General features: G+C 60.5%; 22 protein-coding genes and 1 pseudogene. All 23 read right to left on the bottom strand.

From position 1 onward, the window contains the following. Positions 1–46: 46 nt before the first annotated feature. The 23 genes and pseudogenes from AC0L4F_RS08675 to AC0L4F_RS08565 all read right to left on the bottom strand — a co-directional run bounded on the left by AC0L4F_RS08675 (position 47) and on the right by AC0L4F_RS08565 (position 22,327). Complete coding sequence (locus AC0L4F_RS08675) at positions 47–454, bottom strand: murein hydrolase activator EnvC family protein (protein ID WP_348524077.1); 408 nt, start codon at positions 452–454, stop codon at positions 47–49. 24 nt (positions 455–478) lie between these two features. Then, positions 479–1,204, bottom strand: coding sequence for a LysM peptidoglycan-binding domain-containing protein (locus tag AC0L4F_RS08670; protein WP_348524076.1), 726 nt, complete (start codon positions 1,202–1,204; stop codon positions 479–481). Positions 1,205–1,267: 63 nt separating this feature from the next. Then, positions 1,268–1,912, bottom strand: coding sequence for a protein-L-isoaspartate(D-aspartate) O-methyltransferase (locus AC0L4F_RS08665; RefSeq protein WP_244687403.1), 645 nt, complete (start codon positions 1,910–1,912; stop codon positions 1,268–1,270). Continuing rightward, on the bottom strand, positions 1,909–2,694 hold the full coding sequence (surE, locus tag AC0L4F_RS08660) for a 5'/3'-nucleotidase SurE (protein WP_244687400.1): 786 nt from the start codon (positions 2,692–2,694) through the stop codon (positions 1,909–1,911). The genes AC0L4F_RS08665 and surE overlap by 4 nt, the downstream gene beginning before the upstream one ends. Before the next feature lie 133 nt (positions 2,695–2,827). Continuing rightward, positions 2,828–3,475 (bottom strand): SDR family NAD(P)-dependent oxidoreductase, encoded by a 648-nt coding sequence (locus tag AC0L4F_RS08655; RefSeq protein WP_244687398.1) that lies wholly within the window; start codon positions 3,473–3,475, stop codon positions 2,828–2,830. 117 nt (positions 3,476–3,592) lie between these two features. After that, positions 3,593–3,856: a hypothetical protein gene (locus AC0L4F_RS08650; RefSeq protein WP_244687396.1), complete on the bottom strand. Its 264-nt coding sequence runs from the start codon at positions 3,854–3,856 to the stop codon at positions 3,593–3,595. Positions 3,857–4,102: 246 nt separating this feature from the next. Then, positions 4,103–5,560, bottom strand: a complete 1,458-nt coding sequence (gene purF / locus AC0L4F_RS08645; protein ID WP_244687685.1) for an amidophosphoribosyltransferase — start codon at positions 5,558–5,560, stop codon at positions 4,103–4,105. A 466-nt stretch (positions 5,561–6,026) separates the two neighbouring features. Beyond that, entirely contained in the window at positions 6,027–6,590 is a 564-nt protein-coding gene (locus AC0L4F_RS08640) for a CvpA family protein (RefSeq protein ID WP_244687393.1), read from the bottom strand. A gap of 30 nt (positions 6,591–6,620) precedes the next feature. Beyond that, on the bottom strand, positions 6,621–7,985 hold the full coding sequence (radA, locus tag AC0L4F_RS08635) for a DNA repair protein RadA (RefSeq protein ID WP_244687390.1): 1,365 nt from the start codon (positions 7,983–7,985) through the stop codon (positions 6,621–6,623). A 72-nt stretch (positions 7,986–8,057) separates the two neighbouring features. Further along, on the bottom strand, positions 8,058–8,852 hold the full coding sequence (locus AC0L4F_RS08630) for a DNA repair protein (RefSeq protein ID WP_244687388.1): 795 nt from the start codon (positions 8,850–8,852) through the stop codon (positions 8,058–8,060). An 84-nt stretch (positions 8,853–8,936) separates the two neighbouring features. After that, positions 8,937–9,395 carry a paraquat-inducible protein A gene (locus AC0L4F_RS08625; protein WP_244687386.1) on the bottom strand — a complete coding sequence of 153 codons (459 nt, stop codon included), beginning with the start codon at positions 9,393–9,395 and terminating at the stop codon, positions 8,937–8,939. Between the two features lie 36 nt (positions 9,396–9,431). Beyond that, complete coding sequence (locus tag AC0L4F_RS08620; RefSeq protein WP_244687384.1) at positions 9,432–9,680, bottom strand: hypothetical protein; 249 nt, start codon at positions 9,678–9,680, stop codon at positions 9,432–9,434. A 146-nt stretch (positions 9,681–9,826) separates the two neighbouring features. Beyond that, a pseudogene (locus AC0L4F_RS08615) lies at positions 9,827–10,570 on the bottom strand (ABC transporter ATP-binding protein); the annotation flags it as partial. After that, positions 10,567–11,352 (bottom strand): MlaE family ABC transporter permease, encoded by a 786-nt coding sequence (locus AC0L4F_RS08610; protein ID WP_244687381.1) that lies wholly within the window; start codon positions 11,350–11,352, stop codon positions 10,567–10,569. The pseudogene AC0L4F_RS08615 and the gene AC0L4F_RS08610, both read right to left, overlap by 4 nt. Further along, on the bottom strand, positions 11,349–12,389 hold the full coding sequence (gene alr, locus AC0L4F_RS08605; protein ID WP_244687379.1) for an alanine racemase: 1,041 nt from the start codon (positions 12,387–12,389) through the stop codon (positions 11,349–11,351). The genes AC0L4F_RS08610 and alr overlap by 4 nt, the downstream gene beginning before the upstream one ends. Positions 12,390–12,564: 175 nt before the next feature. After that, positions 12,565–14,052: a replicative DNA helicase gene (locus AC0L4F_RS08600; protein ID WP_244687377.1), complete on the bottom strand. Its 1,488-nt coding sequence runs from the start codon at positions 14,050–14,052 to the stop codon at positions 12,565–12,567. 222 nt (positions 14,053–14,274) lie between these two features. Next, entirely contained in the window at positions 14,275–14,952 is a 678-nt protein-coding gene (locus AC0L4F_RS08595; protein ID WP_244687375.1) for an orotate phosphoribosyltransferase, read from the bottom strand. 75 nt (positions 14,953–15,027) lie between these two features. Next, entirely contained in the window at positions 15,028–16,065 is a 1,038-nt protein-coding gene (gene pyrC, locus AC0L4F_RS08590; protein ID WP_244687373.1) for a dihydroorotase, read from the bottom strand. A gap of 61 nt (positions 16,066–16,126) precedes the next feature. Then, complete coding sequence (locus tag AC0L4F_RS08585; RefSeq protein ID WP_244687371.1) at positions 16,127–17,062, bottom strand: phosphoadenosine phosphosulfate reductase; 936 nt, start codon at positions 17,060–17,062, stop codon at positions 16,127–16,129. Positions 17,063–17,224: 162 nt separating this feature from the next. Further along, the gene (locus AC0L4F_RS08580; protein ID WP_244687369.1) at positions 17,225–18,268 is read right to left on the bottom strand and encodes a glycosyltransferase family 2 protein; all 1,044 of its coding nucleotides are present in this window, start codon (positions 18,266–18,268) and stop codon (positions 17,225–17,227) included. Positions 18,269–18,282: 14 nt separating this feature from the next. Next, a complete protein-coding gene (locus AC0L4F_RS08575) occupies positions 18,283–20,643 on the bottom strand; it encodes a glycosyltransferase family 2 protein (protein ID WP_244687366.1) in 2,361 nt (786 codons plus the stop codon). Beyond that, entirely contained in the window at positions 20,640–21,287 is a 648-nt protein-coding gene (locus AC0L4F_RS08570) for a sulfotransferase family protein (protein WP_244687364.1), read from the bottom strand. The genes AC0L4F_RS08575 and AC0L4F_RS08570 overlap by 4 nt, the downstream gene beginning before the upstream one ends. After that, positions 21,284–22,327: a glycosyltransferase family 2 protein gene (locus AC0L4F_RS08565; RefSeq protein ID WP_244687362.1), complete on the bottom strand. Its 1,044-nt coding sequence runs from the start codon at positions 22,325–22,327 to the stop codon at positions 21,284–21,286. Before AC0L4F_RS08565 ends, AC0L4F_RS08570 begins: the two co-directional genes overlap by 4 nt. Positions 22,328–22,340 lie beyond the last annotated feature (13 nt).

Raw genomic sequence — 22,340 nt, 5'->3', positions numbered from 1 at the left:
AGAGTGACCTCGAAGGATTGATTGGGGATGCGCCACCGGCGCGGTGCTAGCGAACGTAGGGCAAGGGGTCGACGCTTTCAAACCCTTCGCGCACTTCGAAATGCACATATGCGGGATCACCAGCGGCCACTTTGCCAAGGGTCTGGCCCCGGCTGACGGTCTGGTCCTTTTTGACCGCGATATCCGACACATTGGCATAGACGGTCAGGACGTTGTTGGCGTGTTTCACCACGACAATCGGCACCTGATCGGCATTGGCGGTAATGGCGGCAACTGTGCCGGCCTCGGCGGCCTTGACCGGCGCGCCTGCGGTGGCGGCAATGTCGATGCCATCGTTGCGGCCCTTGGCATATTCACGGATCACCGACCCGGTGACGGGCATCAACATGCGTGCGGTCGATTTGGAGGCCTGTGTCTGCTCCTTGCCCAGATTGGGAGAGGTTGGCGCAGCCACCGGCGTTGCCGCGGCAACCGGGGTCTAATCCGGCAATGGCTGCGAGGCGCTTGGCGGGGTCGGGGTCGGGGACCCCTGGCCCGGTGCCGTGCCAATATCATCCGTACGGGCCAGGCTGGCGGTGGGAATCAACAGGTGCTGGCCTTCGCGGACGTTGAATTCGCGGTCCAGCCCGTTCCAATCGGCCAAGGCCCGCACCGACACATTATAAAGCCGGGCAATGGTAAAGGCGGTTTCGCCACGCTCTACCTTGTGACGGACGGGTTCGGTGCCGGTCTGCACCGGCGGAAGTTCGCTTGTTTGCACCGGCGTGGCCTCAGCCAAGTTAATGGCGCGTCCGGCCACCTCGGTTATATCGACCTGACCGGCCGGTTGGATCGTGCCCCCGGCAGGTTCATCAACCTTGTACGGCAGTGCAATGATTTCACCGGCGCGCAGGGTGTCGTCCGGTTTCATGCCGTTGAACCGGGCCAGATCAGCAACATTCATCCCGATCCGTGTGGCCAGCCCGCCCAGCGTGTCGCCGCGCTGTGCCACCGCAACCTGGTAGTTGGGATAGGAAATTATGCCACGACTGTCGGGGCTTGGTCGATTTGCCGTTGCATTGCGTGCCGCTTCGGAGGTGTCAAACCGGCTGTCGCCAATCTTGCCGCGCAGGTCGAAATCATTCGGCAATTGTTCGCAGGCAGCGATAAATGCCAGCGCAGAACCTGCCACAAACAGGTGAAACCGGGGCGGAGTAAACCACATCTCGAGATCCTCAAAATTCTTCCGGTTGCCCCGGATAGTCAGATTACCTGTTTTATACACATATCATGTGTCGCGCCCAAGCCCTTCGACCAGTGGCACAAAGCGAACGGCGCGCAATTCATCATAATGCAGCCCGTCTTCGGTGCGGCGCACACGAATCAGGTGTTGTACAGCATCGGATTGCCCGACGGGCACCACCATCACGCCGCCAATACGCAGCTGCGCCAGCAGGGGGCCGGGGGGGTCTTCGGCGGCGGCGGTGACAATGATGCGATCAAACGGCGCCTGATCCGGCAACCCGAAAGAGCCGTCAGCGGTAAACGCCGTGACATTGGCCAGGTCCAGCCGGTCGAAAATGGCACGCGCGCCCTGGACCAGCCGTTTGTGACGGTCAACGGTGTAAACCCGCCGCGCCAGATGGCTGAGGATCGCGGCCTGATAGCCGGAGCCGGTGCCAACCTCCAGCACGGTGTCACGTGGTTGGATGTCCAATGCCTGGGTCATCAAGGCCACAACCGATGGCTGGCTGATGGTCTGGCCACAGGCGATGGGCAGCGGCATGTCCTCGTAAGCGCGATCTGAAAATATGCCTTGGATGAAATCCGCGCGGTCAATGCGTTCCATCGCGGTCAGGACGCGTTTGTCGGTCACGCCCTTGGAGCGCAGCGCATATAGAAACTGCATCTTTCGTTCAGCGTCCACGCTCATGCCAATGCGCCTTTCAGCGCCGCCAGCGCATCCGGGGCCGTCAGATCGGCGCGCATCGGCGTGACAGAGGTGTAGCCGGCAAGATTGACCTCGGCGTCGCTGTCGGCGTCGGCGGCCGCATGTTGATCGCCGCCCCGTATCCATTGGAACCGGCGGCCGGTGGGTGATGTCTGTGCTTCGCAGCTAAAGACGGTGTTGTGGCGCCGCCCTTGGTGGGCCACGCGGAGCCCCTTGACCTCTGCCGCCGGGATCGCCGGAAAGTTGATGTTATAGAACAGCTTGTAGCTGGCATTATTTTCCAGATCGGCATCCAGTATTCGTCGCAGCGTTTCGGCGCCATGCTGGCGGGCGGCCTCAAACGGGTCGGCGAGATCGCGATTTCCGGGGCCATAATATTGCGACAATGCCATGGCGGGCAGGCCTTGCAATGCGGCCTCCATCGCGCCGCCCAGCGTGCCGGAATACAGGGCGTTTTCCGCCGAATTGTTGCCCCGGTTCACCCCCGACAACACAAGGTCCGGTGGGCCGTCGCACATCACGTCATGCAGGCCGACAAGCACACAATCAGCCGGGCTGCCCTCGGCGGCGAAACGGCGCTCGCTCATCTGGCTGACCATGAAGGGGCGGGAATAGGAAATGCAATGCGCCACACCGGATTGTTCAAACGCCGGTGCCACGGTCCAGACCTCGCCATCGGGGCCGGCAAGCTCTGTGGCGATCTCGTGCAGAACCTTCAGCCCCGGCGCATTGATGCCGTCGTCATTGGTGATGAGAATGCGCATGATGTCCCCTGAATGCCTAGGCTCTGCTTAGTGGAGCAGGCGCGCAGGGGCAAGCGACGCCCGGGGAATTGCCGTGGGATTGCGGCGGGTCGTGGCAGGGCGGAACCACTGATCGCCCGCCCTGCCGAAATTCTTAGCGCAGCGCCAACAGGGCCAGCACCTTGGCCGCTTCGTCATGCGGGTTGGCCAGGTCGTCGCGGTCCTGTCCCGGGAAAAACCGGGCGCGGGTGCCGCTGGCCATCTGTGCCGGTTCGACGATGTGAACCTTGGGGCCGATCTGGGTGGTTTCCGCCTGCCAGCTGCGCGCCAAGGCAATCTGGGCTGCCTTGGTCGCGCCATAGGAGGCAAAGAATTTCTGCCCGGCGCGGGGATCGTCAAAAAACACGGCCTGACCATCGGTGCCCAAAAGCGGCGCGATAAAGGGGATCAAGCGGCCCATGGCGGTCACATTGACCTCGATGCTTTTTTGCCAGTCTTTCATGTCCAGATGATTGGCCGGGGTCAGCGGCGCGGCATGGACGGCTGTGTGACACCACAGATCCAGCTTGCCCCAGCGATCATGAATGGATCGGCAGAGCTGGGCCATCGCGGCCTCTGTGGTGATGTCCATCGGCGCCAAGGTTGCGCTATGACCGGCGGCCTGAATCCGGTCGTCCAGATCCTCGAGCCCGCCAGTGGTGCGGGCCACGGCGATCACATGATGGGTCGGGGCCAATGCTTCGGCCAGTGCGGCGCCAAGCCCACGCGAGGCACCAGTGATAAGGACGGTTTTTTCTGTCATGAATGCGGTTTGCTGCGGTTCTGCGCCAAGGTCAAGCCAAGGTGCAGGTTGCAAGCGCGGATTTGCGTATTTTGAAAGAGAAGAAGCGCCGGGGTGTATGGCCGCAGCCCACCGGGGTCACGATCCGGGAATGGTCAGTTTCAACCCGCGGCCATTGCGCGACAGGAACATCTCGCCATCGCGGATTGCGGTGACTTCGCCGCCATTGATCCGGGCGCCCACCGCCACAGTATCCACGCCGCCAAAGCCGTTGCGCAGAATCGCTTTGGGGCCTTTGGGTGTGGTTATCGTGCCCAGGAGCACGGTCTCGCGCAGGGGCAAAGCGCCCTGTTGGGTTGCCGCGGCTTCTGTTTCTGGTGTGATGTCGATTGTTTGTGCCATTTGGCGGTTCCCCGGATGTCTCTGCATCGCTTGGCCTTGGTGGCCAACGGCGATGCTGCAGCGCGGCATGTACTGACATCTACGCAGGGACGTAAGGGGGGCGCGAAATCTCGGCAAAAAGGTGCTGTCTTTGCCGGGTCAACGGCAGATTGCAGCCGAATGCGGCGCTCGGTCACAGGGGAGTGGGGGGGTCGGCCACGGCGGTCGGCGGTCATCGTCGTCCGCCGAGGAGATGTGAAGGTCTGCCTATTCAGCAGCCTTCATTTCAAAGCCCTTTTCGATCATATCGGCCGGGGTCACCGGGTATTCACCCGAGAAACACGCATCGCAATATTGCGGGCTGCTGTTTTTGCGGCCTTTGGCTTCGCCGACGGCACGATACAACCCGTCGAGCGAGATGAACTTCAGGCTATCGACCGACAGATGGTCGCGCATTTCTTCTTCGCTCATGGTGGCGGCCAGCAGCTTTTCCCGTTGCGGCGTATCCACGCCATAAAAACAGGGCCAGGCTGTCGGCGGCGAGGCGATGCGGAAATGGACCTCGGCCGCACCGGCATCCAGAATCATTTCGCGGATCTTGCGCGATGTAGTGCCGCGCACCACCGAATCGTCCACCAGAATAACCCGTTTGCCTTTGATCAGCGCGCGGTTGACGTTCAGCTTCAGCCGAACCCCCATGTTGCGGATCTGTTCGGTCGGTTCAATAAAGGTCCGGCCCATATATTGGTTGCGGATGATGCCCATGCCAAAGGGAATACCGGATTCGTGGGCGAACCCGATGGCCGCTGGTGTGCCGCTGTCGGGGACCGGGCAGACGAGATCAGCCTCAACCGGGGCTTCGCGTGCCAGTTCGACACCGATCTGGCGGCGGGTTTCATAGACCGACCGCCCGCCGAGGATCGAATCAGGGCGCGAGAAATACACATGCTCAAAGACGCAGAAGCGCGATTTGGCTTGGGCGAAGGGGCGGTGCGATGTGACCTCGCCATCTTCGATGACAACCATCTCGCCCGGCTCGACCTCGCGGACCAATTCGGCACCAATGATGTCCAGCGCGCAGGTTTCCGAGCTGAGCGCATAGCCGCCATCGGCAATCTTGCCCAGCACCAGCGGGCGCACACCCAAAGGATCGCGCACGCCGATCAGCTTTGTCCGGGTCATCGCGACAATTGAAAATGCGCCTTCGACCCGCCGCAGCGCATCCTGCATCCGTTCCGGCACCCGGCGTTGCAACGACCGCGCCATCAGATGAATGATGCATTCGCTGTCAGACGAGCTTTGGAAAATCGAACCACGTTCGATCAGCTCGCGCTTCAGCGCGTCAGCGTTGGTTATATTGCCATTATGGGCAATCGCCGCGCCGCCCATCGAGAATTCGCCAAAGAATGGCTGAACATCGCGGATCGCGGTCTGACCTTTCGATCCTGACGTCGAATAGCGCACATGACCAATCGCCAGCGACCCCGGCAGGGTCTCCATCAGCGATTGTTTGGTGAAATTGTCGCGCACATAGCCGAACCGGCGGGCCGAGTTGAAACCGTGGTCGGGGTGGTGGGACACGATTCCGCCCGCCTCCTGTCCACGGTGTTGCAGGGCATGCAGGCCAAGCGCGACGAAATTGGCGGCATCGGTTACACCGACAACTCCAAAAACGCCGCATTCCTCGCGCAGTTTATCATCATCAAAAGGATGAGCAGGGGGCATCAAGGCATCAGCCAAGGGGCAGCTCCGATTCCGTGGAAGAATTGATGCCCTACTTAGTCCTTTGTGCCGGGTATGTCACGGATCTATGACATATCTTTTTGCATTGCAGCATGGTTGCAATTTTAAGGGGGCGTTTCGAAGGGGATTTATGCCTTAGATTGCGGGCCTTTGCCCGCAGCGATGATACCGCCGATGTTTGACATCAGGGCTGTCTTGCGTGCGGGCAGGGTGGGGCGCAGCGCAGGGGGGCTTTGTCGCTAGGTGCAACTCTTGCGAATATCGCGCGGTGCGGGCGTCTTTCGGCAAAAGCGCCTTCGCCATGTGATGCATCAGTATGGGGGCAGTGGCGAAGGAGGCACGCCGCATCTTGCTGCGGCATGCGCTCGAATCGGTCAATCACATCGTCTTGTCAGGGGGACCGGCCTTTGAGGTTCTGAAACCGGTGGCCGGCCTCTGGTGTGTCGGCTTATTCTGTCGGCGCGTCGCAGCTGCCAACCAGTTGCTCGTATTGCGCCGTGACCCAACCCAAAGCCTGCTCCGGGTTCTGCTCTTCGATGGAGGTTGTCATCCGGCCAAAGACCGCAGCAGAGCGGCTGTCGTCGATCATTGCGATGTCCTGGCTGGTGATCACAGTGTCATAGACAAAGAACGCGATGGCCACCAAAAGGATGCCGCGTGCGACGCCGAACAGGAACCCAAGCCCCTGATCCAGCCCGCCAAGCGCCGAGCGCTGTACAATGGACGAAAACAGCGGCGTGAACAGCGACACAATCACCAATGCCGCAGCAAAAACCGTGGCAAAGGCAGTGATCATGCTCAATTCACAGCTGTCGCGGATAAAGTCGCCAATGACCGGGATTTCCTTGACCAGGGGATCAACTTGCGGGGCAAAGATAAAGGCCAGGATCGCGGCGGCGACCCATCCGGCAATGGCCATCGCTTCGCGGACGAGCCCGCGTGAATACGCCAACAAAGCAGACAACACGATGACGATGCCGACAATCCCGTCTACCAGTGTAAAACCGTCCATGTCCTGCCCTTTACTGCCCTAGGTGGATGCCTATCCGGCACCGAATGTTTCGCCGACAAAAGCGGTCAGATCGGACATCCGGTTCAGCGTCAGCCCGGCACTCCCCGACATCTTGCCGCCTTCTGGCACGATCGCGGACGTAAAACCAAGTTTAGCCGCTTCTTTCAACCTGTTTTCGCTCTGCCCCACGGGGCGAAGCGCGCCAGACAGGCTTATTTCCCCAAAAACAACAGTTTCCGGCGGCAATGCCGCATCTTCACGCGCGGAAAGAAGGGCGGCTGCGACCGCCAGATCGGCCGCGGGTTCGGTGACTTTCATCCCGCCAGCAACGTTCAGGTACACATCGAGCCCGGCAAAGGGGATTCCACAGCGCGCTTCGAGCACCGCGAGAATCATCGCAAGACGCGATCCGTCCCAACCGACAACACTGCGGCGCGCCTGGGCATGGGGGGTGGGCGCAACCAGCGCCTGCATTTCGACCAGCACGGGCCGTGTGCCTTCGATGCCGGAAAACACCACCGATCCCGGCGCCGGTGTGCCACGTTCCGACAGGAACAGCGCCGAGGGGTTTGTGACCTCCTGAAGGCCCGCACCGGTCATTTCAAATACGCCGATTTCATCCGCCGGTCCGAACCGGTTTTTGACCGCGCGCAGAATGCGGAACTGGTGGCCGCGCTCGCCTTCGAAATAGAGTACGGTATCGACCATATGTTCGACCACGCGGGGGCCGGCGATCTGGCCATCCTTGGTGACATGGCCCACCAGAATGACCGACATGCCCTTGCGTTTAGCAAAGCTGGTAAGCTCATGCGCGGCGGCGCGCACTTGTGACACGCTGCCGGGGGCGCTGCCGACATTGTCGGCCCACATGGTTTGAATCGAATCGATAATTGCCAGCTGCGGCTTTTCCTGTTCCAGAGTTGTCAGGATATCGCGCAGATTGGTTTCGGCCCCCAATTGCACATTGGCCTGGGTCAGCCCCAGACGCCGGGCGCGCATCCGCACCTGTGCGCTGGCCTCTTCGCCGGAAATATAGACGGTTTTCAGACCGCTATCAGCAAAACGCGCGGCGGCCTGCAACAATAGCGTGGATTTGCCGATGCCGGGGTCGCCGCCGACAAGGATCGCGCTGGCGGGCACCAGCCCGCCGCCCAGTACGCGATCCAGCTCGTCCATGCCGGAATGGGTGCGTGGCGGCGGTGCCTCGTCGCTGGCCAGATCTGACAGCACCACCGCGCGACCGCGCGACTGGCCCAGCGATTTGCCCGCTGGTCCCGTGGAAATACCGGCATCTTCGGAAATCGTGTTCCATTCGCCGCATGCCTCGCATCTGCCGGACCATTTGGTCGTGACATTGCCGCAGGCCGCGCAGGAAAAATTCTTGGTTTTCGCCATGGCCCAAGCTCTGCCTGATTGTCCGCCTTTTGCCAAGCGGGGAAACCGGCTGTCGGGTGGTCAGGGCGCAGTTTATTCGGCGGCTTGCGGATAAGGCAGCCCGAATTGCGGCGGGCGCACGGGCGGCTTTTTCGAAGCGTCCATTGGTGTTGCCTTATGCTCGGCGGCGTTCATTTCCGGCAATGCATCGTCCAGCATGTCGCGCAGACGGCGGATTTCGGACCGCGCCACATCTTCCTCCAGCTCGACACGCATCGACCAATTGTGAATGTCATTGGCGATGATCTTGGCCTCTTCCAGCCGTTCCTGAAACAAGTCTATCTCTTGTTGGCGCTGGGTTAGAAATGCGCGGGCGCGATCGACCTTTTCGGTGGAATAGGTCGCGGCCATATCGCGGCTGATCACCCCCATTTGCGCGGCCACTTCCAATACATCCGGCTCTAGCGATGACAGGTCGGGGTGGTGGCGCAAATAGGCAATACGTTCGCGCACAGCATCAAATTCCGACGCCAATTTGAAGGCGCCATCGCGGTCGGCGCGATGCACGGCATCATAGGCGCGGGCAATATCTTTCATATTCACCGAAAACCGCCGGTGCGAGGTTTCGAGCGCTAGAATACGGCGGTTGGCCGGCAAAAAGACCGCCAAGCCGAAAATCAGCACCGCCATGGCGGTTTGCACCATCCAGCCGGCCTCGATCGTTGGGGCGGCACCGAATTTCAGCGGAAAGACCAACCATTCGGACCAGCCAAGGGCACAGGCCAGACAATAGGCCAGCAGCCCAACCCCAAGAATGGTAAAGAGGGTCGAATACAGAACTTGAAACACCATGGCGGCAAACCGCCAGGCAACACTCAATTGGCGCATGCAATCCCCCAGACGGATGTTTGAAAACAGCCAATAAATTATGCCCAGTGCCGCTGTTCTGACCTAGGGGAATTTAATCAGACTTTAATCTTTTCCGATTTGACGTGAGATTTGTGTCGGATCGTCACGTTTCGTGAAGATTGCGCAGGCAATTGATGCCAGAATGCAGACAGTAAACAGATAAAGACCCCATTGTGTCTCTATGCGGCCGACCCCGATTCCCTTGACCACCGTGATATAAAGCGCGATCAGGAATATATCGGCCATGGCAAGTTTGCCCAGCACCGCCAAAGCGGGCAACAGGCGGCGATCCGCCAATCCGAAATGCACCAATGCCAGGCCAATGGTTTTCACATAGGGCGCAAACAGCGCAAATACCGTCACCACCAGCGCCAGGATCACATCACTGGACCAAAGCGCCTGCAACCCTGTGATCACGCTGATCTGTTCCAGACCAAAAAGCGGCAATAACCCCGCCTGCATCAATGGCGCAAACCACGCAATCGGGAACAGGATCAATAGGGACAGGTTAAGCCAGCGCATGTCGCTCTCCGATCGGCGGGACGTGCCGGAATGGCATCAGAAATACCGCGTCCAGCCCCAAAGCCCGACCAGCGCCGCGATCAGACACATATGTGCCAGGTCCAGCCATTTCCATGCCCGCCCCGGCAAAAAGGCCGACACCAGCATGGGCAGCGACGCCGCCAGCGGCAGGGCCATACCGCCGTGATACTTGGTCACCAGGGAGGCATATTGCGGCAACGGCCCGGTATAGAGGTTCAGCACCGCCGGGCCAAAATGCGCCGCGATCCCAAGCAGGGCGATCACCGCCGACAGCCCCGCCAGAATGCGCGCGTTTGCGGGACCGGCCCAGACACGGCACACGGCGAGGGCGAACAGGATCGGCAAATACAAACCGCTTTGCAGCCCCAGCAGCGCCAGCACCGCGGGCGAGGGCTGTAGGAAGCCGCTGATCTGACCGCTTCAATCGGGCCTTCGGCGCGGCCATGAATGAATTGTTGCAGGTAAGGGTCTGATGCCGCGTCCATTTCGCCAATTGGACCTTCCCATTGGATCACCCCGTCGTGCAGCATCGCCACCCGGTCGGCGATGGTGCGCACCGATGTCATGTCATGGGTGATTGTCATGGTGGTCGCGCCCATTTCGGTCACGATCTCGCGGATCAATTCGTTGATCACCCCGGCCATGATTGGATCAAGCCCGGTGGTCGGCTCGTCAAAAAAGATGATTTCGGGGTCCGCCGCAATCGCACGCGCCAGCCCGACACGTTTCTGCATGCCGCCCGACAATTCCGATGGAAACAGATCCGCCACATCAGGTTTCAGCCCGACACGGCGCAGCTTTTCAATCGCAATATCGCGCGCCTCGGCCTTGGGGCGTTTCAATGCGCCGCGCAACAGACGAAAGGCCACGTTCTGCCAGACCGGCAGGCTGTCAAACAGCGCGCCACCCTGAAACAACATGCCGAAGCGGGCCAAAAATGCGTCGCGGTCGCCCTGATGCACATCCTGGCCGTCGACCTCGATCTGGCCTTTGTCCGGTTCCACCAGCCCCAGAACCGATTTGATTGTCACGGATTTCCCGGTGCCCGATCCGCCGATGATCACCATCGACTGGCCTTTGGGCACATGCAGGGTCACGCCGCGCAGAACCTGTTTGCGGCCAAAGGATTTATGCACGTCTGTCAGCCGGATCATGCCGCGAAAAACACCTCTGTCAGAATGTAATTTGCAGCAAATATCATCACCGATGACGCCACAACCGCGCCCTTGGTCGCGCGGCCAACACCCTGGGCACCGCGCCCGGAATGCATGCCGAAGTAACAGCCGCAAAGCGCGACGATAAAGCCGAACACAGCGCCCTTGATCAGGCCAGAGGTCACGTCCCAAAGTTCAAGAAAGTCGACCGTGTTCTTCAAATAGACCGCTGCATTGAAATCCAGCCGCGTAACCCCAACCAAATAACCGCCGAAAATGCCGATACTGTCGCCCACAGCCACAAGAAGCGGCACCGCCAACGTTGCGGCCAGTACCCGTGGCACGGTCAGATATTTCATCGGATGGGTGGACAATGTGACCAGCGCGTCGATCTGTTCGGTGACTTTCATGGTGCCGATTTCGGCCGCAATGGACGAGGCGACCCGCGCCGCCACCATCAAACCGCCCAGAACCGGGCCCAACTCGCGCACCATGCCGATAGCAACAATGGAGGGCACGGCGAATTCGGCCTGAAATCTTGCGCCGCCGGAATAGATCTGAAGCGCCAGCGCGCCGCCCGTGAACAGCGCCGTCATGCCCACCACCGGCAGGGACAGCCAGCCGATCTGGATCAGAGCCTGACCAAATTCGCGCCAATACCACGGCGGGCGAAACACATGTGTCACCGCATGGAAGGCAAAGATCGCCATTTGGCCGACCGTCGCAAGGATCGACAACACATTGCGCCCCAGCGCCGCGAGAGGGGATAAAATCAGCGTCATTCGCCGCGATACACCCGTGATAGACGCCCACCGCGCAATGCGGTCAGAACCTCGTAGCCGATCGTTTTGTCCCAATCGGCGACCGTATCAATGGATTGATGGCGACCCAGAAGTTCCAGCGTGTCGGGAACGTGACGGAGGTCCGTCACATCCACACCGATCAGGTCCATCGAAACCCGACCGACCACCGGACAGCGGATGTCGTTGGCATAAAGGCTGGCACGCGGGGCAATCGCCCGGCGGAGCCCGTCGGCGTAGCCTGCGGAAATCGTGGCAATCCGGCTGTCGCGCTCGGCGATAAACGCGTTGCCATAGCCGACGCTTTCCCCAGCGGCCACTTCGCGGACCTGAATCACCGGAATGTCCAGATTGACCACCGGCGCGGCGTCGACGAATGGCAACCCACCATAAAGCCCGATGCCGGGACGGGTCAGATCGAAATGATAGTCGGGCCCCAACAGGATACCGCCGGTTGCGGCCAGGGATCTCGGCACCTCGATGCCGTCGGTCATGTCGCGAAAGGTCTGCAATTGCTGTGCGTTCATCGGATGATCCGGGGTGTCGGAACAGGCCAGATGGCTCATCACCAGCACCGGGTTCTGGGCCAGTGCAATGTCGCGCAACGCGGCCCATTCGGCGGGCTCCATGCCCAGACGGTTCATTCCGGTGTCGAGCTGGATGCCAAATGGCGCGCCGGGCAGGGCCTCTACATGGCGCAGCATCTGGTCGATATTGTTGATCATCGGCGTCAGGGCGAGGTCATGCACCATATCGGTGTCCCCCGGCATATGGCCGGAAAAGACATAGATTTCCGGCCCCGGTCCCAGCGCTTCGCGCAGGGCGGCGCCTTCTTCTGCCAGGGCCACAAAAAACCGCCGCGCGCCTTCGCGGGCCAGGGCACGCGCCACACGCGACACGCCCAACCCATAGCCATCAGCCTTGACCACCGCAGCCGTTTCGCCCGCAGACAGTGCATTCAGGTTGCGCCAGTTGCTGCGCAACGCTTCCAAATCAATTGTCAGTTTCGCCTGTGCCATATGCGCTTAGTCATACTGACGCTGGCAGAGGTCAAGGGGGAATTGGTCGCGGTTGGTGACATCCGCGAAACCCCGCGTGTTCCATTCGGGGTCCGGCCCCGATTTACCGCTGTCTGGCGCGAAGCTGACTTGCCCTGCCGCCCCGCGCCATTGCCTGCCTCCGGCTCGATTATCGCTAGAAACTGACGCCGTCGTCCTGCTGCCAGGACTTGGCCAGATTGCCAAATCGGGTGAATTGCGCCTCAAAGCTCAGCTCGACCGTGCCGATCGGCCCGTGACGTTGCTTGCCGATGATCACCTCGGCCTTGGCATGCAGGCGCGACATCGCCTCTTGCCATTCGGCGATCTTGTCGAGCTCGTGATCGCCGGGCTTTTCACGCTCTTTGTAATATTCTTCGCGGAACACGAACATCACCACGTCGGCATCCTGTTCGATGGTGCCCGATTCCCGCAGATCCGAAAGCTGTGGCCGTTTATCATCGCGGTTTTCCACCTGACGCGACAGCTGGGACAGGGCGATCACCGGGATGTTCAATTCCTTGGCAATGGCCTTGAGACCCATCGAGATTTCGCCAATCTCCTGCACCCGGTTTTCGGCGGTGCCGCGCACCAGCTGAAGATAGTCGACGATCAAAAGATCAAGCCCATGCGTACGTTTCAGCCGCCTTGCGCGGGCCGCCAATTGCGCAATCGGAATGGCGGCGGTGTCGTCGATATAAAGCGGGCAGGCCTCCAGCGCCTTGGCCGCTTCGACAAAGCGACGGAACTCGACCTCGTCCATGTCACCCTGACGGATCTTGTGCGACGACACTTCGGATGCTTCGGCAAGGATACGGCCGGCAAGCTGCTCCGCCGACATTTCGAGCGAGAAGAAGCCCACCACGCCGCCGTCAATCGCGCCTTCGCTGCCATCCGGTTTGGTGCCGCGTTTGTATGCCTTGGCGACATTGAACGCGATGTTGGTCGCGAGCGAGGTTTTGCCCATCGACGGGCGACCGGCAAGGATCAAAAGGTCAGACGGGTGCAGCCCGCCCAGTTTCTTGTCCATATCCACCAGCCCGGTCGACACGCCGGCCAATCCACCCTCACGCTGATAGGCGGCATTGGCCACATTGACCGCATCGGTGACCGCCTTGAGAAAGGATTGAAAACCGCTGTCTGTCTGGCCCTGTTCGGCCAGTTTGTAGAGCTGTTGTTCGGCTTCGACAATTTGTTCGCGGGGTTCGTTGCTGACGTCGACCCGCGCCGCCTTGGCCGCAATGTCGCGCCCCAGTCCAATCAGATCACGGCGCACCGCCAGATCATAGATCATCTGGGCATAGTCACGCACCGCAAAGGCGCTGACCGCCGCACCGGCCAGCCGCACCAGATAGGCCGCGCCGCCAAGTTCCTGAAGACCTTCGTCGTCCTCCATGAATGCCTTGAGCGTCACCGGAGAGGCGAGGTTGTTCTTGGCAATCCGCGCGGCAGCGATTTCATAGATCCGGGCATGAACCGGGTCATAGAAATGCTGCGGCCGGATGATCGAGGCAACCCGGTCATAGATGTCATTGTTGGTCAGGATAGCACCCAGAAGCTGCTGTTCCGCCTCGATGGAATGCGGCATGGTGTCTTCGGCCTGAATTTCCACGCCTGTAGGATTGATCGCCGCGATCTCGTTCATTGCTCTGCTCTTGGTTTGTCCCGCTGAGCGTCCGTTTTAGCCAAACCAGAGGGCCCGATCCATCTGGATAACCCTGTGGATATTCCGCAGGGATAAAAGGCCAGCCCGTGCGCCGCGAGGGGTTGCTTTGGCCGATATGGTAGCCGATGGCACATCATATGCCAAATGTTGTTTGATGGCGGGATTCGTTTTCGACTTGTCCCCAGCTATCCACAGGTGGATTTATTTCTTGTTTGCTTCCTGCCACTTACGGGGATCTTTGAGGAAGGTCTCCACCTCAGCCAGGGTTTCGGGGCTGAAATTGGCCTGGGCCCGGGCCTCGGTCAGGACATCCCACCATGTGCAAAGATGGTGCAATTGCACGCCATGATCGCCAAGGGTTTTGCGGGTCTCGGGGAAGATGTCGTAATAGAAGATCACCGCCGTATGGCCACAGGTCGCGCCGGTTTCGCGGATGGCGTCGACAAAGCTGAGCTTGGAGCCGCCATCGGTGGTCAGATCTTCGACCAGAAGCACACGGTCGCCTTCGCCCATCACGCCTTCGATGCGGGCATTCCGGCCATAACCTTTGGGTTTCTTGCGCACATAGGTCATCGGCAGCGCCAGCCGTTCCGCCATCAGCGCCGCAAAGGGAATGCCCGCGGTTTCGCCGCCGGCAATATTGTCAAAAGCTTCGAAGCCTGCGTCGCGCATCACGGTCACCGCCATGAAATCCATCAGGGTGGCGCGAATACGCGGAAAGGAAATCAGCTTGCGACAGTCGATATAGCTGGGCGAGGGCAGGCCGGAGGCCAGGGTATAGGGGGTTTCCGTGTTGAAATTCACCGCACCGATTTCGAGCAGCATCCGGGCGGTCAAACGGGCGATTTCATCTTTGGCGGGATAGGTCGAGGGGATCATGGGATGTCCTTATGCGGGCGCTGTTCGAAAAGAGTTTCATGCCTCCGGCGGGGATATTTTTGGCCAGATGAAAGCCTAGCTCACCTGCCAATGCACCGGGAAACCGGGGTCGAAGACGGTCACAGGGCCATCTTCGCAGGCGATTTTTTCGGGAAAGGTCACGGGCGCGCCTTTGGTCAGGGTCAAGGTGGCCTCGTTCACCGGCAAGCCATAAAACGCAGGCCCATTGCGCGAGGCAAAGGCGTCGAGTTTGTCGAGGGCGGCGTCTTCTTCGAAGACATGGGCCAGCAGGGACATGGTGTTGGTGGCGGTGAAACAGCCGGCGCAGCCGCAGGCGTTTTCCTTGAGCGGGTCGATATGTGGTGCGCTGTCCGTGCCCAGGAAAAAGCGGGAATCGCCCGATGTGGCGGCGGCGCGCAGGGCAAGGCGGTGTTCCTCGCGTTTGGCGACGGGCAGGCAGTAGTAATGCGGTTTGATTCCACCGACCAGGATATGGTTGCGGTTGATGATCAGGTGGTGCGTGGTGATTGTCGCGCCGAGGTCGCGATCATGCGCCTTGACATAATCGACGCCGTTCGCGGTGGTGATATGTTCCATTACCACCCGCAGGCCGGGCGTTGCGCGGCGGATCGGGTCCAGCACGCGGTCGATGAACACCGCCTCGCGGTCAAAGATGTCGATGTCGGCATCGACCACTTCGCCATGGACGCAGAGCGGGCAGCCGATCTCGGCCATACGCTCCAGCACCGGGCGGACCTTGTCGAAATTGGCGACGCCGCTGGCGGAATTGGTGGTGGCGCCCGCGGGGTACAGCTTGACCGAGGTGATCAGCCCGCTGGCATGGGCGGCGGCCAGATCGTCGGGATCGGTCGCTTCGGTCAGATAAAGGGTCATCAGCGGGGTGAAGTCCGCGCCCTTTGGCAGGGCGGCAAGGATGCGATCCCGATAGGCGATTGCATCTTTGGCGGTGACCACCGGCGGCACCAGATTGGGCATGACAATGGCCCGGGCGAAGTGGCGGCTGGTTTCGGGCAGGACGGCACGCAGCATTGCGCCATCGCGCAGGTGCAGGTGCCAATCGTCGGGGCGGCGGATGGTGAGGGTCTGGGTCATGACCCCCGCTTACAACAGCGCGTGCGCCGCGACCAGAGGGCAGGCCCCTGTCGCGCCTGTCTTAACCGGCTTTTTTGCGACCTGCTTGCAATTCTTCCAATCGGCGGCGGAAACGCGGGGCGGATTGGCGGCCAACAACAAAGCGGCACAATTGTTCCGCCAGCTTGTCACGGCCATTGCGGTCCAGTGCGGACAGCAGGTTGCGCAGATAGGGCGGATGGTCGCGCCGCGCCCGCATCAGTTGATAAAATGACTGTGGGGGCAAATCCCCGGTTCCGACCAGGGTCAACAGCCGGTCCAGCACCGCCATTTCCAACAAGTCGCTTTGGATGGTGTCGCCGATGTTCGGCACCGGTAGCAGGGTGGTTTGCGGACCATGAAACAACGCGGCATGCATGGCGTCCAGATCTTCGCGCGGGTCATAGATGACAAACACCTTGTCCGCGGCCTGGCACATTTCGGGGGCGTATCCATAGCGGCTGGTGAAATCCAGCGCCCGCAGATCGGCAAACCGATCATCCCAGCCGGTCAGGCGCGGGTTCAGGGTGGCCTGGGGTTGGATCGACAGCACAGTCGCCCCCGGCGCTGCGACCGAAAACGCCGCCGCCGCATAGCCGCAAGGCCCGGCGCCGTAAAAGATCACCTGATCGAATTCGTCAAAGAACCCATCGTCGGTCAGCTCATCAAAAAAGGTATAGACCTCTTTGGCGCGGAACCATGTTTCACCATCACAGATCACCCCGAGGTGTGACCAGCCATTGCTGCGCACCATATCCCATCCCAGAGGTTGCGCGCTTTTGGACAAGGCCTGAATGCCCTGGCAGCTTTCGAAGGTGACAAGCAGGGTGTCGCCTTCTTCGACAAAACCGGCGGCGTGTTTCGGCCCAAGCGGGGCATAGAACCCTTCTTCGCGGGTGACGTGTTTCAGCGCGGAAAACCATTTTGCCTTGGGCAAATTGGTCATGGGCGTGTCGAGCGTGGTGACTGTGTCCTGCATTTCGGTATCCTCGGGTCGCACTGATACATAGCGCTTTTTTCAAAGTTAACCGGGAAATTAGGCGAAATTTGGAAGGTTGACCGAAGAATAAAGGCGATTTGCTGACGATTTCAACATTATGACCGTGGTGAGAGGGGCCGCGCCAGGGGCCGCAAACCGGGATCAGCGCCGGGCGAGACCGCGCCGGGCATGGGCGATCAGTGCGGCGGCAGTCTCTTTGCCCAGGGGGGTAGAGGACGGGGTCATCAACAAGCGGCCAAACAGGGCGCGCATGGGTTCGGCTTCGACCAGCTCCAGAAATCTCTGTTTGCGCCATGCCACCGCATCGTGATGCAGTTTTGCCAGGACCGGGTCAGCGGCCAGGGCGGCGCGTTCTTGTGCCACCTCGGGCGACACTGCGGCGATGCTGGTGTCGATGTCGGTATTGAAATTGCGTTCGGCCCAGTAATCCAGGCCCAGATCCTGTTTGGCATGTACCGCACGACCGCGCGCCGATTTCAACACATAGCTTTCCATCGCGCCAAGCGCGTAATGGTTGAGCTGCGCCAAGTCGTAATGGGATTGCCCCAAGGGCGAAAATACCCGCTTTTCATGCGTGTTGAGATCAAGTGTCCGCCCCGCACCGTCATACCAATGCACATCCTCGGCCCGATCCTCGCGGAGACCACGCGGCCGATGCACGCCCAATTGTCGAAAACAGCCATCGTTGCGGAACAACGTCTTGAACATCTGGGCGCGCCAGGGCCATTGCATGATTTCCGGCGCGGCGCGGGTGAACATTTCGGTCACCGGTGTGTCGCGATAGGCCACTTCGCCCGCATTGCCGAACAGCCGCCAGGTCAAGGTGATGGCGCTGGCCGCGGGCAGGGCGGTGATCAGATCGCCCAGCCGATGGCCGCCGACGTGAATGTTGACATATTCGTCGATGTCCAGCGCCATGAGCCAATCAGCCTGCCGCACGGCTTTGGTCTTGCCCGCCAATTTCAAACCGGCGAACTGAATGCCGCCTTTGTCATAGGGGCCGTTGTTTCGGATGTGGGTGACGCCGCCAATTTCGGCCAGACGGTCGGCCATGGTATCGGTGCCATCCGAACATCCGTTCGAACAGATCACCACATGGTCAAACCCGACCGCGCGGTGATGCGCCAACCAATCGAGCAGGAAGGCGGCCTCATCGCGAATACAAAGAACGGCTGTGGCGCGCATAGGCCCCCCCGGCATCAGGTTTCCATGTCCAGGGCCAGCGCATAAGCCGCGCGCTCGACCTCATTCAGCTTCAGCTTGATCGCCTGCTGATACAGGTCTTCGAATTCCGGGTTGGCATGAAGCTCTGCGGCCTTGGCCAAATGCCAGTCCAGCGCCGCCCGATGCTGTTGGCCCAGGACGGGATCCGCCAACAGCCGGTCATATTCGGCCCGAAGACGCGGCACATTGCGTTTGATCGTGATGTCGCGGGCATCATTCCAATCCATGCGAATCCAGTAGTTCAGCCCGATAGAGCGATCCACATGCAGCGCGCGACCCCGTTGCCGTTTGATCAGATAGCTTTCTGCCGAGCGCAGTGCATAATGGTTCAGCTGCAAAAGATCATAGCCGATGGTGCGTTTCGAATTGCGCCAGCCATTCTTCTTGACCTCGTCCCCCATCGGTTGACCCGAGCCATTGACCCAATGCACGCCCTCGGCCTTCTCTGGTATCAACTTGTTCGGGCGGTGGCAGGACAGTTTTTGATAGGCCCCGATATTGCGCACCATGGTTTTGAACCCCCAGGCGGTATGGGGTTTCGGGCAATATTTCGGGGCGCAGCTTTCGAATTGCTCGATGACAAACCGGTCGTCCAGACGGGCCACACCGTCATGGCCAAACATCCGCCATGTCATCGCGATATTGGTGGCATCCGGCACCCGGTCCAGAAAATCCTGCAATGTACCATTGCCGCAGCGGACATTGATGAACTCATCCACGTCAATATGGATGATCCAATCTGCGTTTTCGATCACCGGTTCCTTCAAGGATTGGTTCAGCGCAGATTGCTGCGGTGATTTCCCGGACCAATCGTTGTTCTTGCGGTGTTGCAGGATGCCCAGATCCTGAAGCCGGGTCAGGATTTCGTCGGTCCCGTCGGTACAATCATTGGTGTAGATCAAGAAGTTGTCGACGCCGATGGCCCTGTGATAGGCAACCCATTCCAGAATATAGGGCCCTTCGTTTTTCATGCATCCGACAATGACATTGCCACTGCTGCCGGGGGGCAAAACACGTGGCGGCACCGGGGTATAAGCAGCGGCGGCAAGGCCTTCGTCACTGCGCCCCAGACGGTTGTGCGGCGCAAAGGGGCTGCCCTGAAGGTGAATGAATTTCTCTTTCGCCAGATCGGGCATGATCCGGGCGGCCTGTTCCGACAGGCCCGGAATGTGGCCGGGAATGTGACCGGGAATATTGCCGTTGGCGGACTTGGACGTCGCTGCGCGCGCCTCGGTCGTGGCACGTTCGATGCGCGGCATCGCAGTCAACAGATACTGAGTGGCCCGATACCCGCGGCTGGTTGCGACCTCTTGCCAGGCGGGCAGGGGCGGATCAGGCGCAAATACCGCGGCAAGGTCGACCCGGTCCCTGGCCAGAAGCTGTAGATCATCGGCAAACCGTTGGGCAATGGCGGCCAAGGATCCCGGTTGATGCACCGCGCTTGGCGCGCCGGGCACACGCAATTCCCCCAGAAGTTTCTTCCACAATTGTCGCGGCACCACATGATCCTTGCGGGCCAAAAGCCGGGTCAGAACATCGTTGAACTGCCGCGCCCGCGCCAGCCATTCGGCGGAGGGTGCCTGCGGCAGCGGGATGGTCTCGGCTTTGCCAATCTGGTCATCAATGTCAAAGCAGGCGCGGATTTCATCAACGACCCCGGCGTCGGCAAAGGCCGCAACGTCCAGTGGGCGAAACTCAAAACTGCCTGCGCCAAACACCCCCTCCCAATGGGCGCGCAACCCGCGATAATCCAGCCATGGCGGCGCCATCTGGGTCTCCGGGAAAATCCCGGCCTCGGGGGTGCTTTCGGGCGCTGTGGTCAGCGCCGAGGCCCACCAATCGGGGCGCGCGGCCTGTTGCAATTCAAGCGCCAGCGGGCGCAAGCGCCCATCGCCGATTTGTGCCGCATAATGGCGCAAAAGCATCCGTGCGGGGCATTCCACATGGGCAATCACCGAAATCTGATCCGAGATCGGTGCCAACATGGCGCGCAGCCGCTCCACCTCGGATTGTCGCAAAAGCGAGGTGCCAAATTGATGCGCCGACAGGATCAGATGTTCGACCGACTGCGCCGACACCTCTTTTTGCAGGGCCAATGCGACCTCTTTGCGCAGCGCGGCCTGTTGGTCCGGCGCGCCGTACCCGCGATTGAACCGCAGCGCATCCACCCGGTCAGGATCGCTGGCTGCCATGAACAACCGGGTGTGGTTTTTCGCCCCGGGAGAGCGCGCAAACAACACGCCACGCCCCTGCAATTGCCGCCGCTTGTCATTCAACACCTGTTGAATGCGGCTGCTGGCCCAGAGGTCCGGCCCGATATGCAGGCTGATCTTCATGGGTGCAAATCCTCGACTGGTGGGTGTTTCACCGGGTTGACGTTGGTTCGGCCCCACCACGGCAATTCCCGGCCAAGGAACGCGCCGATCTGTGCCGCCGCGTCGGGGTTGGCCACATCATACAGCAGGAAGTCCGAAGCGCCGGCGAAAAACCGGTCGAGCGCCGCATAATGCCCGGTGATCCATGTCACACGTTCCTGGGTGGTCACGCCATAGCCCGCCGGCAGACCGGGAATGTCGGCTGCGGGAATGCGTTCGGTGCCCAGGTTCGACCAGCGCAACATGCTGTGGGAAATGTCCGCCGGTGCGCGCCAGGAGGCCAGGAACCGCGCACCGGGATGGTGGCCGCGGATCGCGTCAATCAAACCGAAATCAAACTGTGGCCAGATCGACTTTTCCCCGCGCAGGGCGTTGACCTCGGCAAAGGCGTCGAATTCGTCCAGCCCGGTCAGCGGATCCCCCTGAAGAAAATAGCCATCATACATCATCTGGCCGACAAACCGACCATGCAGGTCGGTGTTGTCGGTTTGGCGCGGACGAATGCGGTGGTCGGCCACATGCAGCCCCGCCTTGCGCAGGGCCCGCGCCAGCGTGGTCGTGCCGGATTTTGGCAGGCCAAGGTTGATGACACGCAACCGGCTCATAAGGGCAACACCGGGCTGTCGCCAATGGCACGGCGCAGATCGCCTTCACCCGGCGGCAGGACGGGCAATGCCCGCAATTGCGCCTGCATTTCGCGGTACTCGGGCTCAGTCAAAAGCCTGTCGCGCCGTGCCTGATGCAGCTGCACAGCAGTGTCATGCATCGCGGTAACGCCCGGTAAGGCCTTCAACGCGGCAATCTCTGCCTGAACCTTGGGCAGCATCCGCAGGATCGAGCGATCCTCCCAGGCGTCATCATTGCGTTCCCGCCAATAAGTATCGTCGAAATCGCGGTTTTCGCGGTTCACATCCCCACGGTCGTTCTTGACCAGATAACTGTCAAGCGAGCGTAGGGCATAATGGTTCAAACTGGCAAATCCCCGCGCCCCGGCAGCGGGAAATTTCCGGATCCGCCGCTTGTTTGCAGCGATCAAAAAGGCCTCGGGCACCGCGCGCCCGGCGCCATCCTTCCAAACAGGATAGGACGCGCGCGGCCGGTCCGTTTTGAAAAACGGGCGATGGGCGCCATAATATTGCAGCGGAAAATCGCGCCGGATCAGCGTCTTGACCTCGATCGCGGTTTCCGCACACCACAGATCTGGGTTGTGGCCCCGGGTGAATTGCCCAATCACCGGCGCATCAACAAATGCGTCAACGCCGTCATTGGCCATGAATTGAAAGGTGACGGAAATCGCCTGCGGATCGCCACAGGCGGCAATCAGCGCCGGAATGCTGTGATCGCCGACATGAATGTTCAAAAACTTATCCACATCCGCCACCCAAAGCCAATCCGCCGCGCGCACAATATCCTGACGACGTGCGTCTTTCAGCGCCTCCATCTGATAATTGCGCCCCTCGGCCGGGTTGGGCAAATGGCGGACAATGCCGTGATCCGCCAATAGATCCAGCAGCCGGTCGGTCGCATCCGTACAATCATTGGAATAAAACAGATGGTCGGTCACGCCGATCACCCGATTGTAGGCAATCCATTCCAATAGGAACGGGCCCTCGTTCTTGACACATGTCACAGCGGTTATGCGCATGCGGCATGGCCTC

It is taken from the genome of Marinovum sp. J2-8 (assembly GCF_055808435.1).
Note: the sequence above shows the minus strand (reverse complement) of the source record. Positions and strands in the feature narration are given on the sequence as shown.

Coding starts and splice junctions, on each gene's coding strand:
- AC0L4F_RS08670 (WP_348524076.1), bottom strand. CDS start 1,204: ATGTGGTTTACTCCGCCCCGGTTTCACCTGTTTGTGGCAGGTTCTGCG.
- AC0L4F_RS08665 (WP_244687403.1), bottom strand. CDS start 1,912: ATGAGCGTGGACGCTGAACGAAAGATGCAGTTTCTATATGCGCTGCGC.
- surE (WP_244687400.1), bottom strand. CDS start 2,694: ATGCGCATTCTCATCACCAATGACGACGGCATCAATGCGCCGGGGCTG.
- AC0L4F_RS08655 (WP_244687398.1), bottom strand. CDS start 3,475: ATGACAGAAAAAACCGTCCTTATCACTGGTGCCTCGCGTGGGCTTGGC.
- AC0L4F_RS08650 (WP_244687396.1), bottom strand. CDS start 3,856: ATGGCACAAACAATCGACATCACACCAGAAACAGAAGCCGCGGCAACC.
- purF (WP_244687685.1), bottom strand. CDS start 5,560: ATGCCCCCTGCTCATCCTTTTGATGATGATAAACTGCGCGAGGAATGC.
- AC0L4F_RS08640 (WP_244687393.1), bottom strand. CDS start 6,590: ATGGACGGTTTTACACTGGTAGACGGGATTGTCGGCATCGTCATCGTG.
- radA (WP_244687390.1), bottom strand. CDS start 7,985: ATGGCGAAAACCAAGAATTTTTCCTGCGCGGCCTGCGGCAATGTCACG.
- AC0L4F_RS08630 (WP_244687388.1), bottom strand. CDS start 8,852: ATGCGCCAATTGAGTGTTGCCTGGCGGTTTGCCGCCATGGTGTTTCAA.
- AC0L4F_RS08625 (WP_244687386.1), bottom strand. CDS start 9,395: ATGCGCTGGCTTAACCTGTCCCTATTGATCCTGTTCCCGATTGCGTGG.
- AC0L4F_RS08610 (WP_244687381.1), bottom strand. CDS start 11,352: ATGACGCTGATTTTATCCCCTCTCGCGGCGCTGGGGCGCAATGTGTTG.
- alr (WP_244687379.1), bottom strand. CDS start 12,389: ATGGCACAGGCGAAACTGACAATTGATTTGGAAGCGTTGCGCAGCAAC.
- AC0L4F_RS08600 (WP_244687377.1), bottom strand. CDS start 14,052: ATGAACGAGATCGCGGCGATCAATCCTACAGGCGTGGAAATTCAGGCC.
- AC0L4F_RS08595 (WP_244687375.1), bottom strand. CDS start 14,952: ATGATCCCCTCGACCTATCCCGCCAAAGATGAAATCGCCCGTTTGACC.
- pyrC (WP_244687373.1), bottom strand. CDS start 16,065: ATGACCCAGACCCTCACCATCCGCCGCCCCGACGATTGGCACCTGCAC.
- AC0L4F_RS08585 (WP_244687371.1), bottom strand. CDS start 17,062: ATGCAGGACACAGTCACCACGCTCGACACGCCCATGACCAATTTGCCC.
- AC0L4F_RS08580 (WP_244687369.1), bottom strand. CDS start 18,268: ATGCGCGCCACAGCCGTTCTTTGTATTCGCGATGAGGCCGCCTTCCTG.
- AC0L4F_RS08575 (WP_244687366.1), bottom strand. CDS start 20,643: ATGAAGATCAGCCTGCATATCGGGCCGGACCTCTGGGCCAGCAGCCGC.
- AC0L4F_RS08570 (WP_244687364.1), bottom strand. CDS start 21,287: ATGAGCCGGTTGCGTGTCATCAACCTTGGCCTGCCAAAATCCGGCACG.
- AC0L4F_RS08565 (WP_244687362.1), bottom strand. CDS start 22,327: ATGCGCATAACCGCTGTGACATGTGTCAAGAACGAGGGCCCGTTCCTA.